Annotated in this window: 12 protein-coding genes; 5 read left to right on the top strand and 7 right to left on the bottom strand. The window is 67.7% G+C overall.

Translation table 11 applies throughout. The features are described from left to right. Positions 1–59: 59 nt before the first annotated feature. The 3 genes from I6N89_RS21150 to I6N89_RS21140 form a co-directional block, all read right to left on the bottom strand. Positions 60–2,762, bottom strand: a complete 2,703-nt coding sequence (locus I6N89_RS21150; protein ID WP_207020406.1) for a DUF4214 domain-containing protein — start codon at positions 2,760–2,762, stop codon at positions 60–62. Positions 2,763–2,936: 174 nt separating this feature from the next. Beyond that, entirely contained in the window at positions 2,937–3,599 is a 663-nt protein-coding gene (locus tag I6N89_RS21145) for an ABC transporter ATP-binding protein (protein WP_207020405.1), read from the bottom strand. Positions 3,600–3,612: 13 nt separating this feature from the next. Then, the gene (locus tag I6N89_RS21140) at positions 3,613–4,947 is read right to left on the bottom strand and encodes a hypothetical protein (RefSeq protein ID WP_207020404.1); all 1,335 of its coding nucleotides are present in this window, start codon (positions 4,945–4,947) and stop codon (positions 3,613–3,615) included. An 83-nt stretch (positions 4,948–5,030) separates the two neighbouring features. On the opposite strand from I6N89_RS21140, the gene I6N89_RS21135 reads away from it, so the two are divergent. Together I6N89_RS21135 and I6N89_RS21130 are read left to right on the top strand one after the other, a co-directional pair. Next, on the top strand, positions 5,031–5,846 hold the full coding sequence (locus I6N89_RS21135; RefSeq protein WP_207020403.1) for an ABC transporter permease: 816 nt from the start codon (positions 5,031–5,033) through the stop codon (positions 5,844–5,846). An 11-nt stretch (positions 5,847–5,857) separates the two neighbouring features. Beyond that, positions 5,858–6,775 (top strand): hypothetical protein, encoded by a 918-nt coding sequence (locus tag I6N89_RS21130; protein ID WP_207020402.1) that lies wholly within the window; start codon positions 5,858–5,860, stop codon positions 6,773–6,775. A gap of 16 nt (positions 6,776–6,791) precedes the next feature. Here I6N89_RS21130 and I6N89_RS21125 read toward each other — a convergent pair whose 3' ends face one another. From I6N89_RS21125 to I6N89_RS21110, 4 genes are all read right to left on the bottom strand, one after another. Next, a complete protein-coding gene (locus I6N89_RS21125; RefSeq protein ID WP_207020401.1) occupies positions 6,792–8,006 on the bottom strand; it encodes a hypothetical protein in 1,215 nt (404 codons plus the stop codon). A 3-nt stretch (positions 8,007–8,009) separates the two neighbouring features. Further along, positions 8,010–10,532, bottom strand: a complete 2,523-nt coding sequence (locus I6N89_RS21120) for a glycosyltransferase (RefSeq protein WP_207020400.1) — start codon at positions 10,530–10,532, stop codon at positions 8,010–8,012. A 141-nt stretch (positions 10,533–10,673) separates the two neighbouring features. After that, positions 10,674–11,726: a ParB/RepB/Spo0J family partition protein gene (locus I6N89_RS21115; protein WP_207020399.1), complete on the bottom strand. Its 1,053-nt coding sequence runs from the start codon at positions 11,724–11,726 to the stop codon at positions 10,674–10,676. A gap of 112 nt (positions 11,727–11,838) precedes the next feature. Continuing rightward, positions 11,839–13,242: an AAA family ATPase gene (locus I6N89_RS21110; RefSeq protein ID WP_207020398.1), complete on the bottom strand. Its 1,404-nt coding sequence runs from the start codon at positions 13,240–13,242 to the stop codon at positions 11,839–11,841. 414 nt (positions 13,243–13,656) lie between these two features. Between I6N89_RS21110 and I6N89_RS21105 the strand changes: the two genes are divergently transcribed. From I6N89_RS21105 to I6N89_RS21095, 3 genes are all read left to right on the top strand, one after another. Continuing rightward, a complete protein-coding gene (locus tag I6N89_RS21105; RefSeq protein WP_207020397.1) occupies positions 13,657–14,670 on the top strand; it encodes a replication initiator protein A in 1,014 nt (337 codons plus the stop codon). An 87-nt stretch (positions 14,671–14,757) separates the two neighbouring features. Further along, a complete protein-coding gene (locus I6N89_RS21100) occupies positions 14,758–15,558 on the top strand; it encodes a sulfotransferase family 2 domain-containing protein (protein ID WP_207020396.1) in 801 nt (266 codons plus the stop codon). A 214-nt stretch (positions 15,559–15,772) separates the two neighbouring features. Continuing rightward, the coding region (locus tag I6N89_RS21095) for a hypothetical protein (protein WP_207020395.1) at positions 15,773–16,721 on the top strand (949 nt) is incomplete at its 3' end.

Below are 16,721 nucleotides of genomic sequence, written 5' to 3'. Positions count from 1 at the left end.
GTGGCGGGCCGCGATGGGTTCCGGCCCGCCGGTGATGGCTCTTTAGCCCATCCGGGATACTATAAAATGAACATGTCGTCATGAAAGTCGGCGCGTTCCGTTCCGACGAAGAAGACCTGAACCCCCTGATCGGCAAAGAGCATTCCCTCCCCGGTCTGCACCAGATGCGTCCGCAGCTCGTCCGGGTCCGCATAGCCGAACCCCTCGAAGCGCAGCAGATCCCAGCGTTCGAGATCGGCGACCTCATGCTGCCCGTTCTCCTGCGCGCGGAACACGAAGCTGTCCGACAGGAGGCCGCCGCTCAGCAGATTCCGGCCCGCCCCGCCGTCGAGCTCGTCATCGGCCCCCGGCCCGCGCATCCAGGACAGCAGCTGAGGCGCCATCGCAGCCTTGAACTCGGCACTTTCGGAAAACCCCAGCACCACCCGCTCGCGGCTCATGCCGTCCTCGAGACGCTGCACCCAGTTCTCCAGCCCCCGGGCGTCGGGCGCGCGGTCGAGCACATTGCGATAAAGCTGCGTGACGAAACCGCGATCTTCCAGCGCCCCGTAGGTGGCCTTGAACTCGGCGCTCTTCACAAAGCCCGAGACCACGCTCTGCAACGCCTGCCCCTCGGCGAGCCGGGCGCTCCAGTTGCGCAGCCCGCCCGCATCGGGCGCGCGGTCGAGCGTGGCCTGGTAGAGCCGGAACACCTCGTCCGTGTAATCCTGCTGCAACCCCGCCCGGCTGAAGGCGAAGGCTTCGGCCGCGGTCTCCGCCTTGAACTCGGCACTTTCGGAAAACCCCAGCACCACCCGCTCGCGGCTCATGCCGTCCTCGAGACGCTGCACCCAGTTCTCCAGCCCCCGGGCATCGGGCGCGCGGTCGAGCACATTGCGATAAAGCTGCGTGACGAAACCGCTGTCGTCGAGCGCGCCATAGGCGTTGCGAAACTCGGCGGATTTGGTGAATCCGGCCGTAACAGAGACGAGGCTGCGCTCTCCTCCGGCAAGCCTGGCGCTCCAGTTCAGCAACCCGTCCAGATCCGGCGCGCGGTCGAGCGTGGCCTGATAGAGCCGGAACACCTGCCCGGAAACCGGATCGAATTCCGGGTCCGGCGCCTCGCCCTGAAGCCGGTCGTCGCCCTGCATGCCGCGCAGGATGTCGGCGCCCTCTGCGCCCACGAGCGTGTCGGCCGCCGCGCGGCCCTCGAGCAGATCCACCCCGGCGGTGCCGGTCATCGACAGCGGCGCGGCGGGGATCGCCGCGCTGTCGATATGCCACAGGTCGCGCAGATCCCCGATGCTGAAATCCTCTGCCGTCAGCCGCGCGCCGGTGGCGCTGTCGACCTGCACGGTTTCGCCATTCACCGAGATCCGCGCGCCCTTGGACGTTCCGGTGATCTGTACCGCGTCGACCGTGTAGAACCGTCCCAGATCGGAGAGGTCGAGCCGGTCGAGCCCGGGCTCGAAATCGGTGATCCGGTCGGTCTGGCCGTCGGCGGTGAAGACGAAGACATCCGCCCCCGCGCCGCCGGTCAGCCGGTCCGCCCCCGGCCCGTCGATCAGAACATCGGCCCCGGCGCCGCCTGACAGCCGATCGTCACCGGGGCCGCCGTGGATCTGGTCGCGCCCGTCGGTGCCGGTGACGGTTTCCGGGCCCGCGCCGGGGCCCTTCACCGTGCCGATCGCGCCCAGATCGGCCCGGAGCCGGGTCACACCGCCGCCGCTGCCCGGCGCCCCTTCGGGCCAGCCGCCCGCCACGAAGATGTCGATCCCGGTCGCGTCGGCCGAAAGCGCCAGCGCCCCGGGACGGCTCAGCGCCATGGCCCGATCGTCGGCGATCGTGTCGAGATGCAGCAGCCGGCCGCCGGGCAGCAGCGCCATCAGGCTCAGCCCGTCATCGGCGCCGCCGGCCACCACATAGACCTGGCCGCCCACCGTCACGGTCTCGAGCACCGTCACCCCGGAAAACCGGGTTTGCAGATCGTCCCCCACCAGATCCGTCACCGTCATCGCGCCATCCGGCCGGAGCAGCACCGTCGCGACGGCGCCGTTGCCCGCCCCGATCAGCATATAGGTCCGGCCCGCCAGATCGACGGTCTCCAGCGCCGTAGGCGTATCGAGATAGAGCCCGTCGCGCAGGTCGAGCTGCCGGACATCGCTTAGCCGGCCATCGGCGGAAAGCACGTAGGAATAGAGACTGTCCTGCCCCGAGGAGAGCGCCAGAACCCGGGTCTGTCCACCGATCGACACGCTTTCGATGGCGCTGACCGTGCCGCGCCCCGGGGTCTCGGCCAATACGCCCTGCGGCACGCGTTGCAGATCCTGCCCCGCCAGCCGCCAGACCTCCAGCCCGTCGCTCTGCCGGCTGGCGGTGACGACATAATCCCGGCCGCCCAGGGCCACCGTCTCCAGCGCCAGCAGCGCCTGCGGCGGGCCGCTGTCGAAGCTCAGCGCCTGGCGCGCGCCGAGCCCCCCCGATGCGGTGATCTCCCAGGCCTCGATCTCGCGTCCGTAGCGCCCCGGCGCCAGCAGCGCCTCCCGGCCGCCGAGCTCCGCCGTGGCCAGGAATCGCGGTGCGTCGAGCCCCGCCGACGCACGGTACTGGCCCGTGTCGCGCAGGATCAGAGACGATTCCCACGCCAGAACGCCGCCGCCCATGCCGCTGGCGCTATAGACCCGCAGCCCACCCCCGGTCTCCAGGGCGAGCAACCCGCTCACCGAGGTCATATGGGCAGCGGGCCCCGCGACCCCGGTTGTCACATGGCGCAGTATTCCCATTGTCCGCAATCCCGCCGATCGCGCCCCCGCCCAGACATCGCAGCCGTCTCCGGCACCGGCGGGCGGGTATCGCGGCAAAACTGCGGAAAGACCCCCGCATTCGTTTCAAAATCCGCCAGCCGCGCCCGTCCGGGCCGGCCATGCGGTGTCATCTGTCAGAAAGATCCGGCCGGGTCAGGCGCGGCGGTTCATGTTCTGCTCGTGATAGCGGATGCCCTGTTCGACATCGTCGTAAAACCGCAGATGCCCGTTCTCCAGCACCACCACCGCATCGCAGAGACGGCGGATCTGGCCCATGGAGTGGCTTACCACCACCGAGCCCGCATTGCGCATGCGCTGCTTGAACAGCGCATCGCTGCGCGCCTTGAACGAGGCGTCCCCGACCGCGGTCACCTCGTCCACCAGATAGGTGTCGAAGGCGATCCCCATGGAAGCGCCGAAGGCGAGCCGCGACTTCATCCCCGAGGAATAGGTCTTGAGCGGCAGATGGAAATGCCCCCCCAACCCGGCGAAATCCTCGACGAAGGCAATGAGCTCGTCGGTATCCACGCCGTAGATGCGGGCGATGAAGCGGCAGTTCTGCGCACCGCTCAGCTCCGCATGGAAGGAGCCGGCGAACCCCACCGGCCACGAGATGCTGCCGGTCGAGGTGATGCGCCCCGAGGTCGCCGGCATGGTGCCCGCAATCATCTGAAGCAGCGTCGTCTTGCCGGCGCCGTTGCGTCCCAGCAGCCCCACCGACGCCCCCGACGGAAACACCATGGAGACGTCCTCCATGATGGTCTTGCGCCGACCCTCCATCACAAAGGTCTTGGTCACGTTCTCGAAACGGATCATCGCGGTCTTGCCTTCAGCGACGGTCCTTGACCGCGTAGAGCACCAGCACCACGGTCGCCCAGATCAGGAACAGGAACAGCGTCACCACCAGCAGCAGCACGACGCGCTGCGGATATTCCGCGGTCTGCGCGCTGGTCGGCTGCATATAGGCGGCAAGATAGCGGCTCTTGCGCTTGACCTCGGCCAGCGCGCCGTCATAGGCGGCCAGCGCCGACACATAGGATTGCTCGGCGAATTCCCGATCGACGACCAGGCGCTCGTATTCGCCCACCAGATCGGCAAAGGCCTGGCCCGCATCGCCCTCGAAACCCAGCTTCTGGCGTTCGGCGGCGATCCGCGAGCGGATCACCCGGAGCCGCCGTTCGCCCTGGGACACGCGCGGATCGTTGTCCTGCGCCGTCTCGCGCAGCAGGTCGAGCTCGATGATCTGCTCGGCCTCCTGGGTCTGAAGATTGCCCAGAAGCCCCGCCTGGCTTTGCAGGTCGAGCTGCGGATCGACGATCTGGTTCTCATTGCGGAACCGGGTCACCGTCTCGCGGGCGGATTTGAGCCGCTCGACCGCCTCGTTCAGCTCGTCGCGGGCATAGCCGATGGCGTCTTCCCGGGCGACGGCGCTGAGCTCGTTGATCACATCCGAGCTCTTGTCGAGCAGGAGCTGCGCGATACGCGTCGCATCCTCGGCCCGGAACGCGCGCACCTCGACCTCGATCAGCCCCGAGCTGTAGGAAATCTTGACCATGTCCTCCCAGTAGCCGACGAGCGCCTCGATCGACGCATCGGGATCGAGACGGAACACCGGATCCCAGTCGGGACGCGACCAGATGCCGCGCAGGTCGAGCTCGTCGTCGATCTCGGAAACCAGCTTCTGGCTCTGGATGAATTCGTAGAGGATATCCGTGTCCGACGAGCTGGAGGTGGAGAAATTGGACAGACCGCCCAGCAGTTCGACCGCCGACGCGGCATCTTCCTGGCGGACGGTGAACCCGACGCGCGAGGCGTACTGGTCTGCGGCCACCAGCCACAGATAGAGCGCGGCCAGGACGCTGGGCAGGATCACGCAGGCGCCGAAACTGATCATCACCAGCCAGTGGCGGCGCTGCAGTTTCGCCGCCTTGGCGGGCGGGCGCTGCCGCGACCCGTCGCCTTGCGGCTGCCGGGGCGGCGCCTTGGCGGGCTGCTGCGGCTTCGGTCCGGGCTGATGAGGTTTGCCAGGCTTCGGAACAACTGCGGGGCGCGGCTGATCCGGGCCCTTCTGCTTGGCTTGCTGCGCCGAGTCAGTGGCGCCCTCCCCCTGCTGCGGCTGCCCCTCTGCGGGGCCGACAGCCTTCTGCTTGGCGGGTTGTGTCAAACGGACCCCATTGGAATATCAATTTCTACAACACGATGCTAATACACCGGGCAACGACAAGATACCAGATTCCGAGGCCCGGCATGAGTTCCCAAGATTTTGCGCCGCCCGCGCGCCCCAACGCCTCTCCCAACCGGTCCTTCCCCGGAGCCCGGGCCATCGGCGCGCTGATTCTGCGCGAGATGGCCACCAGCTACGGCCGCTCGCCGGGCGGCTATATCTGGGCCATCCTGGAGCCGGTGGCCGGCATCGCGCTGCTCACCATCGTGTTCTCGGGCTTTCTCCGCAGCCCCGGCCTCGGCGTCAGTTTCCCGATTTTCTACGCCACCGGGATGATGCCCTTCATGATGTATATGGGCACCCAGGGAAAGGTGGCCAGCGCGCTGAAATATTCCAAGCCGCTGCTGGCCTATCCCACCGTCACCTTCGTCGATGCGATCCTGGGCCGGTTCATTCTCGACGTGATGACCAAGCTTCTGGTCAGCTACATCGTTTTCGGCGGGATCATGATCGCATTCGAAACCCGGACCATCCCCGATTATCCGCTGATCCTGGAAGCCTTCGCGCTGGCCGCGCTGCTCGGAGCGGGGATCGGAACGCTGAACTGTTTCCTCTTCACCCGGTTTCCGCTGTTCCAGCAGGCCTGGGGCATTCTCACGCGGCCCCTGTTCATCCTGTCCTGCATCTTCTATCTCTACGACACGGTCGCCGAACCGTTCCGGAGCTATCTCTGGTACAACCCTTTGATCCATATCGTCGGGCTGATGCGCAAGGGCTTCTATCCGACATACGACGCGACCTATGTCTCGCGGTTCTATGTCCTGACGATCTCGCTCGTCTGCCTGGCTGTCGGCATGCTGCTGCTCCGGCGGTTCCACACCGACCTTATGCACCGGTAAGCCCATAATCCATGCCCACGCTCTATCTCCATACCGGTCTGCACAAGACCGGCACCACAAGCCTGCAAAAGGCGTTTTTCGACAATCGCGCCGGGCTCGCGCGGCAGGGGCTCCTCTACCCCGAAACCGGGCTGTCGCCGCACCCCTCCAACTGGGGCCACCACGAGCTCGCCTATGCGCTGCGCCAGCCCGGCCCGGGCGAGGCGCTCTGGCAGGCGCTGCGCGAAGAGGCCGATGCCGCGGGGCTGGACAGGGTGCTGGTCTCCTCCGAGGCGCTGTCACACCTGCCCTATCCGGGTCTGCCCGCGTCGCGGCCCTACAAGCTCATTGCGCGGATCTTCGCTGGCTACGACATCCGGCTCGTCGTCTATCTGCGGCCGCAGGCGGATATGATCGCCGCGCTCTACCGGCACCACGTCAAGGCGCTCGGCGAGCGGCGCGACCCGTTCGACTTCATCGCCCAGGTCGCGCCGCGGCTGGAATATCAGCACTATCTCAACACCGCGGCGGCAGGGCTGGGACCGGAGGCGATCCTGCCCCGCCGCTACCAGCCCGGCGCTCTCGTCGACCGGGATATCATCGCCGACATGGCGACCGTCACCGGGATCGACCTGACCCGGGAGTTCCGCCGCCCCGGGACACCGCTCAATCGCGGTCTCTCGGCCGACGGGCTCGCGGCGATGCTGGACGCCAACCGCCGCCTCGCAGACGCGCCCGAACAGCTGCACCGGGAACGCATGCGCATCATCAAGGCACACCCGGCCCCGGCGTTCCAGAAACACGACCTGCTCGGGGCGGATGTGGAGCGGACGATCGAGGCGCTCTACCGTCAGAAAAACGCCCGCATCGCCCGCCGTTTCCTCGGCATCGACGGCGATCTGTTCCTGCCGGCGGACACCGCCGTCCCGACCGCGTCCGAAACGCGCTGAGCCGGAAACGGCCCGGCTACCGCCCCCCCAAGAAGCGCGGCAGCAGGCCCCGCCCCCGGGTCCGGACCAGCGCCTTGGCGGCCTGGCGCCAGTTTTTTTTCCGCGCCGCGTCATCGGCCGCCAGAAGCGCCTCCATCAGCTGGGTCAGAGCCGCATCCCAAAGCTCCAGCCCGGCGCTGCCGGGCGGACAGGAGGGCAGCGCCGGCATCGGCGCATCGGCGGCTTCCTGCGCCCGCGCAATCCCCTCGCAAAGCGATGCATAAAGCCCCGCGAGCTCGGCACGGTCGTCCAGCGGCGACGGCCCGGCCTCGATCTCGGCCAGATAGGCCTCTTCCTGCCAGCGCGGATCCGCAAGAACATCCGCCAGATCCGCGTCCGCGGCGATACGTTCCAGCGCCTCGCGGGTCTCGCGCACGGTTTTCCTCAGATCGTGCAGATGCTTGCGGCGGACGGCCCAGAGCCGGCGACCGGGCACCGGCGGGCACCAGCGCTGGAACACGAATTCCGCCGCCGGCGCATGACCCGAAGGGCGGAACCGGCGGTTGCGCAGAAGAAAGCCGATCAGCGCCGGCGGCGAGGAGCTGTTGCTCATGCTGCCGCCCGGCAGGGCGACATCGTAGCGCGCCGCGAATTTCGCCACCACATCGGGCCGGAACCCGCCCAGGCACAGCCGCACATTGGGGATCCGCGCCCAGTCCTCGAGCAGCGCCCCGAACCGGTATTTCGGCACACCCCCCGTCAGCCAGCCGCCGATATTGGGCGCGTGCCAGACCCCCCATTGCCAGTAGGCCGCGTTCACCCAGTCGACCGGCGGACGCATATAGACGACCACATCCACCGGCGGGTGCCCCCAACCCGCCAGAGCGCCGGCGAAGGCCTCGGGGTGATTGACCCAGCTTTCGTTCGACACCACCGGAAGAACGTCCTCGTCCAGCCCCGCGCGCCGCGCCCCGTCCAGGGCCGAGAACAGCGCCGCATGCCCCTCTGCCGGTCCCAGGCTCGGCCAGGTCACATAACCATAGACCGCCGCCGCCGCCGCCAGACGCACCGCCTCGCCGGAGAGCAGATCCGGGCGCGTCTTCGCAGGCTGTAGAACCGTATAACGCAGCCGGCGCCCGGAGGCCGCCACCAGGTCCGGAGACTGGCTCAACGCCGTTTGCAGCGCCGAACTGCCGCCCTTGGGCAGCCCCGCGTGCAGGATCAGCTGGCTCTCGTCGCGCATGTCAGCCATCCGTCACTCCGCCGCCCGGTCAGTCCGCCCGGCGGAAAACCGCGACAGCAGGTCGGCCGGATCCACGCCGCCCTGCCCGGGCGGCGGCAGGACCGCCCCCGGCGCCCCGTCAGCCAGCGCACGCGCCACGGTTTCGCCCTGGGCGCCGAGACCGAAGCTCACCACAGGCAGGCCGGTGGCCAGCATCTCATGGGTGGTGAAGGAAAAGGTCTCGGGCCAGATCGAGGGCATGAACCAGCCGGAGATCCCGTAGCGCGCCACCAGACCGGGCAGATCGCGCAGCTCGTAGCTGCCATGCACCAGACTCGGCGGCGCCAGCTTGTAGGAGGGATCCAGATGGCCCAGCACCACCAGCCGCGCGGCACCGCTTTTCGCCAGATCGCGGCTCAGAGCCTGCAACAGCGCCGCGCCCTTCTGCACGCCGATATTGCCCAGAACGCCGATCACCGGGGCCTCGCCCGCGCGCCCGCCGGGCGCGATACGCGGCGGCGGCGCCGGCAGGCGATGCGGGATCACCACGGTCTTTGCCGCCGCCTGCGGATAGGCTTCCGCCAGGATGTCGCGGCTGGAGCCGGAAAACGCCACCACCCGCTCGGCGGCGGAGATCAGCGCCCCCCAGGCGGCCTGCCACTCGGCGAGCTCCGCCATCACCCCGCCCGGGCGTTCGTAGCGATGCGCGGGATCCACCGCCAGCGGGCCGCCCACCACCGGCACGCCGCGATAGACACCGTCCTTGCCCAGAAGCGTGTAGGACGGGCTCACGGGGAAGAAATCGTGCAGCAGGATCTCGACCGGCTGCGCCTCGTCCGGCGCCGCCCCCGGAGCGCGTCCGGCAAGCCGCAGAAGCCGTTCCGGCAGTTCCAGCGCGTCGCGCTCGTTGACACCGCAGGAATAGACGATGCGCCGGCGCGGCAGCAGCCCGATCAGAGTCTCCACCAGCGCGAAATCGTTCGTCAGCCCCTGGGTCAGCCCCCCCGGGCTGTAGAGCTCCAGCTTCCAGCGATGCCCCTGCCCGACACGCAGCACCAGCGCCGCGGCGCCCGCCGCGACCTCTTCGGCGATACGCGCCTGCAACCAGTTCTCGGCGCCGCCGCCCATGGCATGGGCCAGATAGACCGGCACCGCCTCGACCTGCCGCCGCGCCGCCAGAACCAGCCCCAGCGCCAGGCGCGGGGTGTTGAGCGGATCGCGGCGGATAAAGTCCTGCACCTCTGCGTCATAGCCCGGGTAGCGCCCCGACAGGATGCGCAGGTTGCGCTCCAGCAGACGCTGCTTGTCGGCGCTGCCGAAAGACTGCCCGCCGCGATGTTCGACAAAAACATTGGGCGCGCAGAGATGCCGCCCGCCGAGCGCCGCCGCTTTCCGGCACCAGTCGTTCTCCTCACCGTAACCGCGGCCGAAGATCGTGTCGAATTGCGGGATCCGGGCCAAGAACTGCGGCGCCAGAGCCATGCAGAACCCCACGCCGGTGGGCGCCTCCGTCAGCCCCGCCTGCGGGTGGAACCCCGCCGCCACCGCGTCGAGCGCATCGGCGTCGCCCGGCACCAGATCGTTGCGCTGGCAGATCGCCGGCACGGTAAAGATCTCGGCATCGTTCGACATCGGCGTGACCGAGGCCACATCTGCATCGGCGAGCGGCGCCAGAAGCCGGGGCAGCCAGCCCTCGGGCACCAGCGCATCGGCATTGACCAGCACCACCGGATCCTCGGGCCAGCGGGCCAGCGCCTCTGCAAACCCCCGGTTGACCGAGCCGATAAAGCCGAGATTGCTGCCGTTCTCCAGCAGCGTCACGCACTCCCGTCCGGCGCACCAGTCACGCAGGAAGGGGCGGACGCGCGCGTCGGGTGAGGCATCCTCGAGCACCAGCAACCGCCAGGCGCTGCCGGAATGGCGCGCGATGCGCTCCAGCACCTCGGGCAGCAGGTCGAAGGCGTTGTAGACCGGCAGGATCAGCGTGGCGGCACGCTCGGGCGGCTGGGCCGGGGGCCTGGCCGGCAGGAGCCCCGGCACCATCTCGGCGGCGTCCGAGCGCGGCACCAGCCCCAACCGTTCCTTGACCACCTCGCGCGCGCCCAGATCGCCCTGCCATTTCCAGCGGTAGATCACCGGCGCCAGCGCCGCCAGCGTGGCAACAAAGCGCAGCATCAGCGGCAGCCGCGCCCGCAACAGCGCCGCGCGCGAGAAGCCGGGCAGGGCCTGATGGGACGGGCTGTGGCCGCCTGCCCGCTCGGCCAAGAGCTCGATGGGGCCTGTCTCACAGGGAATGTCGAGCGTGACACCGCGCCGGGCGCTGCCGGCGCGCACCAGATCGGGCACCGCCCAGGCGCGGGTGCGGCCGATGGCCAGCCCGATGCGTTCGGCCTCGACCCAGCCTTCCACATAGATGCGGTGGCGGCGCAACGCGATGCGGGTGATTTCGCCATAGGCGCAGCCATCCGCGTCCCGCAGCTCGGCGCCCGGGCGGTCGAGCGCGACATTCATTTCCGCATAGCGGAGAAAAATACGATAGACGCGACCGAGCAGCAAAAACCGTCTCCCAAAATTCCAGCCCGGCTTATGAGTTCGGGCAGAAAGGCGCAACCCGCCAGCGAAGGGCCCCGGCCGGCATCACAGGCGGAACCGTGTTTCGCAGCGAAACACGGCGCCAGGTTGCGCCGGGACCGGGTCTCATTGCGCCATCCGGACAGCAAGCCAGGCGGCGAGATCCGAGCCGAGCGCCGCATCGGCCTCCGGCCCGTCGAGCTCCAGCCGCGCGCCCCGGCGCCGCAAGGTCAGCCCGGGCCATTCGGCGAGGGTTTCAGGCGGAGATTTCGGCTCTGTGGGCCGGGTTTGGGTCTGTTTTTCCGGATCCGCCACAGGCTCCGGCGCCTTCGGTTCCAGACATTGCATGAGAACACGGCGCTCCGCCGCGGCATCTTCCGGCGGCGCCTCCGCCAGCGCGGCGGCAATCTGCCGGGCGAGTCCGGGCCGGTCACGCAGCTGCTGCGCCAGCTCCAGCCCGGCCCGTTCGCTCAGGGCTTCGGGAAAGCGCAGCGCCCGGTCCAGGGCCCGCACGATGCCGACGAAGGAACCGATCTTCGAGCGCCGCGCCCGCGGCACCGAGGCGAAGAGCGCCGCAAGCGCGGCTTTCTCATCGGCGAAGATCCCCCGCTCGGCGGCCAGCACCACGATGCGCGCGCGCTCGTAATGGCTGAGGCTGGCGCGGATCTCGTTCTCCTCGATCATTGCCAGATAGGCCGACGGCGCGTCTTCGGGGCGGCGCAGCAGCGCCAGAACCGTGCCGAACCGCGCCTCGCCGGTCTCCTCCCGCAACGCCTTCAGCGCCTGACAGCGGCGCCAGCCCGAGAGCAGCCCGTAGCCCGCGCGGCCGGGCAGGGCGACCACCTCGATCGGGGTCTGCTGGCCGCGCCGGCGCAGGCTCTCGCGCAGCGCCTCGGCCTCTTCGGGATCCTCTCCCATGCGGTCGCGCTGGATATGCTGCAACTCGATCTGCTCGAGCGGCAGCTCCAGCACCAGCCGCCCTTCCTCGCGCGCCGCGTCCCAGCGTTCGGCCATCTCGTCGAGCGCCGCAGCACTGGCGGCCCCCGCGGCCACATCGGCGATGGGCGCCACGCGGCGGGGCAGGGCGCCGCCTGTCGCCGCCGCTTCCGGCGCGGTGGCAGGAAGGGCGCCGGGATCACCCAGGGCGGCGGCGGGAGAGAGGCGCTTGCGCTTGGCCATGGCGGTCTCCTTTCAGGTTCTGCGCTGCGGGCCATCCCGCCAGAGCGCGGTAAAGACCCGGTTAGCCCGGCGCACGCCGCGCCGTTTCGCAGCGAAACAGAGTCTCATATCGTCATTCCGCCGCGGCACGCGCGGCCAGTTCGTCGCGCCGCCAGCTGCCCAGCAGCAGCTGTTTCAGCGCCGCATAGGTGGCGTCGAAGGTCTCGCGCCCACGGGCATAGGTCTCGCGGTTGAAATCGCGGTAATCGGCCTCGTAGATGCCGCGCACCTGCTCGCCCGCCTGGCCGATCAGCGCGGTGAAATCCTGCCGGTGCGGCGACAGCACCGGGCCGAGATAGGCCTGGAGCAGCGCCGCAAGCTCGGCCTGCTGGGTGCGGTCGTAGCGGGTGATGACCGCGCGCACCGCGTCCCATTGGAAATTCAGCCCTTCGCGCCCCAGCGCGCGGGCGGCCACGTTCTCGGCCTCTTCGATCGAGGAGAAGGTGGAATGCAGCATGTCGAAGAAACGCCCGGTGGAATCGAACTCCAGAAAGGACGCCCCCAGCGGCACCAGCAGGATGTCGGCGGCGGCCAGCCCGTTGATGGTGAGATAGCCGAGCGCCGGCGGCGTATCGAGAAAGATCACGTCGTACTGATCGAGCAGCCCGTCGGCCTCGAAACACTCGGTCAGCGCATCCCAGAGCTTCCAGCCGCGCCCGGCCATGCGCCAGACCGGGATCTGAAACTCGGCCCAGTAGAGATTGAGCTGCGCGCCGATGAGATCGATATTGGGCCAGTGGGTTTTCTGCACGATGTCGGGCGCGCGGATCTCCAGCGCCTCGGAGAGCGTGTCGTCGAGCGGCTGCGGCGCCTCGCCCCGGTCGAGCCGGCGCTGGTTTTCGGCGCGCAGATGCTGGCCGTAATGGCGCGCGATAAGCGGGAAGACCGTCTGCCATTCGTCCTCGACCTTGCCGCCGAAGATCGAGGTCATGGAGCCTTGGGAATCCAGATCGACCACCAGCACCTTGTAGCCGTCGAGCGCGGCGCTCATCGCGAGATGCGCGGCGGTGGAGGTCTTGCCGACGCCGCCCTTGAAATTCGCCACCGCCACCATCTTGGCGGGCAGGCCTTTGGGGCGCCAGGGCAGGTAATCCTTGGTCTTGGATCCTTCGGCGGCGAAATGCGCCCGCAGCCGCAGTACCTCGTCGAGGGTGAACCATTTGGCGCCGCCCTCGGTCTCGGAGCGCCCCTGCGGCAGTTCCGGGTTCTGTTTCAGCACCCGGCGGAAATGCCCCTGCGCCACGGGGATCAGATAGCGGGTGATCTCCCAGGTGGAAAACAGCCGCAGCTCCCGCCCCGCGCCCTCCTCCATCCCGCGCCCGGCGAGGTCCTGGCGTCCGGCATCGCAGGCCCGGGCGATGCGGGCGAAGGCGGCGCTGTCCGACGGCGCGCCGAGCTGTGCCAGCGCGGCATCCGGATCGAGGTTGAAATAGGGGGGCAGGTCGGTCTGCTGGTCCGGTTTTCCGGAGGCTCTCATGAGGTCCGCTCTCTGGTATCCACGCGCTATGTGCGCTGTTTTTTGCAGAATACTCAAAAACGCAGAACATGAAAGAAAAAGGTGAACATCCCCCGTATTTCTTAGCAGATTCGCAGGGTTGAGCCAGTGTGGCGTCGGGATTTCGCTGCTCAAAGCTGTTAAATTTTTGTTAGTTGAATCGTTACGGGGCCGGGCATGTTTCCTCAAAGCCCTATCAGAAAAGGGGAATTCTGTCTTCTGCCAAGGTAAGGCGACTCTGATCCCACGTTCGGGCGACTCCAATCCCACGCTGATCCGACTCCGATCCCACGCTGATGCGCTGGACGCAGCCTGTGGAAAACTTTAGGGTGGGCGTCACTGAAACCCCGATAACGAGCACATCATAAAACGGGGTCGGCTAGGGCAGTGAGCGGCATGGCGACAGGCACAGCGACATCCGGCGCAGGCGGGCTTTTGCCCGACCGTCACCCGACGGCGGATTTCTTCGTCTGCGATATTTTCGATGCCGCGCCCAAGGACGATCTGGGCTCGATGGAGCATCCGATCTTTTCGCTCTCGACCCGGCCCGACCGGCGGGTGCTGTCCTACGCGCACAACGGCACCACCGTCGAGGTCACCCCCTCGGTCAAGGGCCGCGCCACGATCCACGACAAGGATGTGCTGATCTATTGCGTCAGCCAGTTGATGGCGGCGCTGAATGCCGGGCGCGAGATTTCCCGTACCCTTCAGCTCAAGGCGCATGACCTGCTGGTAGCCACCAACCGCGACACCTCCGGCGATGCCTATACCCGGCTGAAGGAGGCCTTCGAGCGCCTCGCCGGCACCCGCATCACCACCAATATGGCGACGGGCGGCACCGAGACCACCAGCGGTTTCGGCCTGATCGAGGCCTGGGAGATCGTGCGCCGCAGCCGCGGCGGGCGCATGGTCTCGGTCACGGTGACGCTGTCGGACTGGCTGTTCCGGGCGGTGCTGGCGAAATCGGTGCTGACGCTGAGCCGCGATTATTTCCGCCTGCGCAAGCCGCTGGAGCGACGGCTCTACGAGCTGGCGCGCAAGCATTGCGGCCGCCAGCCGCGCTGGCAGGTGAGCGTGCCGGTGCTGCACAAGAAGACCGGCTCGGCGGCGCCGCTGCGGGTGTTCCGTGCGGCGCTGCGCCGGATCGCCGCCGACGGCAACCTGCCCGACTACCGGCTGGCGGAGTTGCCCGGCGACATGATCCTGGTCGAGCGCCGCGCGGCCCCGGCGCGGCCGGGCAGCGGGCCGCTGCTTTCGGAAGAGGCGCTCGACGCCGCCCGCGCCCTGCGCCCGGGCGCCGATGTGCACGCCCTGGCGGCGCAGTGGCGCGCCTGGTGGGAAGAGACAGGCCGGCCGCGGCTCAACAATGCCGACGCGGCCTTTCTGGGCTGGGTGCGGGCTTTGTCGTAACGAGTGAAGGGAGACATGATGCAGATCGCAACGCGTATTTTTCGTAATGTCAGACGCAAGACACATCTTGCACCTGTGCCTGGCCTCATGAAAACCTATCCAGAGGCGTTCGGAGCTCCGGAAGCCGCGCAGCGCTTCGTGCAGAACGTCTGGTTCCCGCCCTCACGGGCCTGGCGCTATCAGCTCAACGGCAAATCCGGCAACACCTTCGTGCTGAACCTGCTGTTCGAGCTGGAATACGGCACCCCTTTCACCTGCCAGGTCGGGCAGGCGGAAACCGGCAACCAGCATCCCGATTTTGCGCTTTTCCAGGTCTTGGCCAGCGGGCTCTGGGGCAATGCCTTTACCGCCGGCGGGACGCTGTCGGATGTGGTGAAATTCCCCGGCCTGTCGCTGGCCACGGTGCGCGACCCCTATGCGCGGGCGCTCTCGGGGTTCTTCTATCTCTGCCGCAGCCACGCGCTCGGCGACCGGCGTTTCCTGACCGAACGCATCCGCATGAACGCGCTGGCGGGCATGGACTGGGAGCGCGACGCAAACACCCCGCAGGGGTTTTCGCGCTTTCTGCATTACCTGCGCGACAGTGCCGAAGCCTTCGGCGCCGAGGATCTCGATCCGCACTGGATGCCGCAGGCGCTGCATATCCGCCCCGAGATCTACCGCCCCGATCTGATCGGGCGCACCGAGGATCTCGCGCCGTTCGCCAAGCGCGTGGCCGACCGGCTCGACCGGCCTCTTCCGGCGCGCATGGAAGGGTTGCGCCGCAACGCCTCGTCCCGGCCCAAGGACGGGCCGGATTTCTATGCCGAGCCCGGCCTGCGGGGGCTCGTGGAGACCCTCTATGCCAGGGATTTCGATCTTTTCGACTATTCCCGGCACGGGGGCTGAGCCGGTGTTTCGCAGCGAAACGGGCCCGAATGCAAAAGTTGTGGCAAAGCTATCGTACTTTTAACACTTTTTTGCGTTCCCTCTTGTCACAGTGGCGCAAAACCGGATTCAGTGTGAAGGCCTTCGCAAAACTTACAAACCAACTTAGGCAAATACAGGCGACACTCATACCGATGTGCTGACTCGGCTGCCCAAGGACAGGGGATACGATACTATGAATGATTTGTTTGGTGATTTCGATGTGGAACATGCGGCGCTTTCTTCGGCATTCGAGCCGAACGATACCGCCGATACCGCAGCAGAGCTGACCGAAGGATCGCATCAGGTCACCGGTTCGGTGATCGACTGGTACCGCCTTGATGTACTGTCCGGCGAGATCGCCATCGACATGACGCCGCTGACCGAATACGGCGGCCGTCCCCAGAACATGAACATGTCGCTCTACCGCGATCCGGACGGTTCGGCGCTGGTCTCCGATATCCAGTCCGGGGACACGCCCGAAAGCATCCGCTTCCTGGCCGGGGAGGAGGGCAGCTATTACCTCAAGGTCTACTGGGCGCAGTTCGCCGATGGCGACCATCCCGACGGGGTGACCTTCGGATACCAGCTCGATGTCGACCTGCCCGAGGCGGTGCCCTCGGACGGCAACGACACGCTGGAAACCGCGGCGCCGATCCCCGAGGGCACCACGACCCACAGCGGCACGGTGATGGACTGGTACCGCATCGACACCGTCTCGGGCGAGATGAATTTCTCGATGACGCCGCTACAGCAGGGCGACGGATCGTACCAGAACCTCAACATGACGCTTTACGACGCTGACGGGAATGTCCTGCGCGGCGCCAACGGGTCGAATGGCGGCGCCGAGATGCTGAGCCATCTCGCGGGGTCCGAGGGCACCTATTACCTGCGCGTGTTCTGGGCCCGTTATCCCGACGGCGCGCCGAACGGCATCACGCTGGATTACGAGCTGACGGTGGACCTGCCCGAAGAGCAGGTCTCCGACGGCAACGACACGCAGGCCACTGCCGAGCTGCTGGCCGAGGGCACCACGACCCATAGCGGCACCGATGTGGACTGGTACCGTTTCGACAGCCTGTCGGGCGAGATCAACGTCACGATGAACACGCTGCCGCAGGCGAACGGCGAGATGCAGAACCTCA

The sequence above is a fragment of the Salipiger abyssi genome, assembly GCF_017311415.1.
GTDB classification, from domain to species: Bacteria; Pseudomonadota; Alphaproteobacteria; order Rhodobacterales; family Rhodobacteraceae; genus Salipiger; species Salipiger abyssi_A.
Note: the sequence above shows the minus strand (reverse complement) of the source record. Positions and strands in the feature narration are given on the sequence as shown.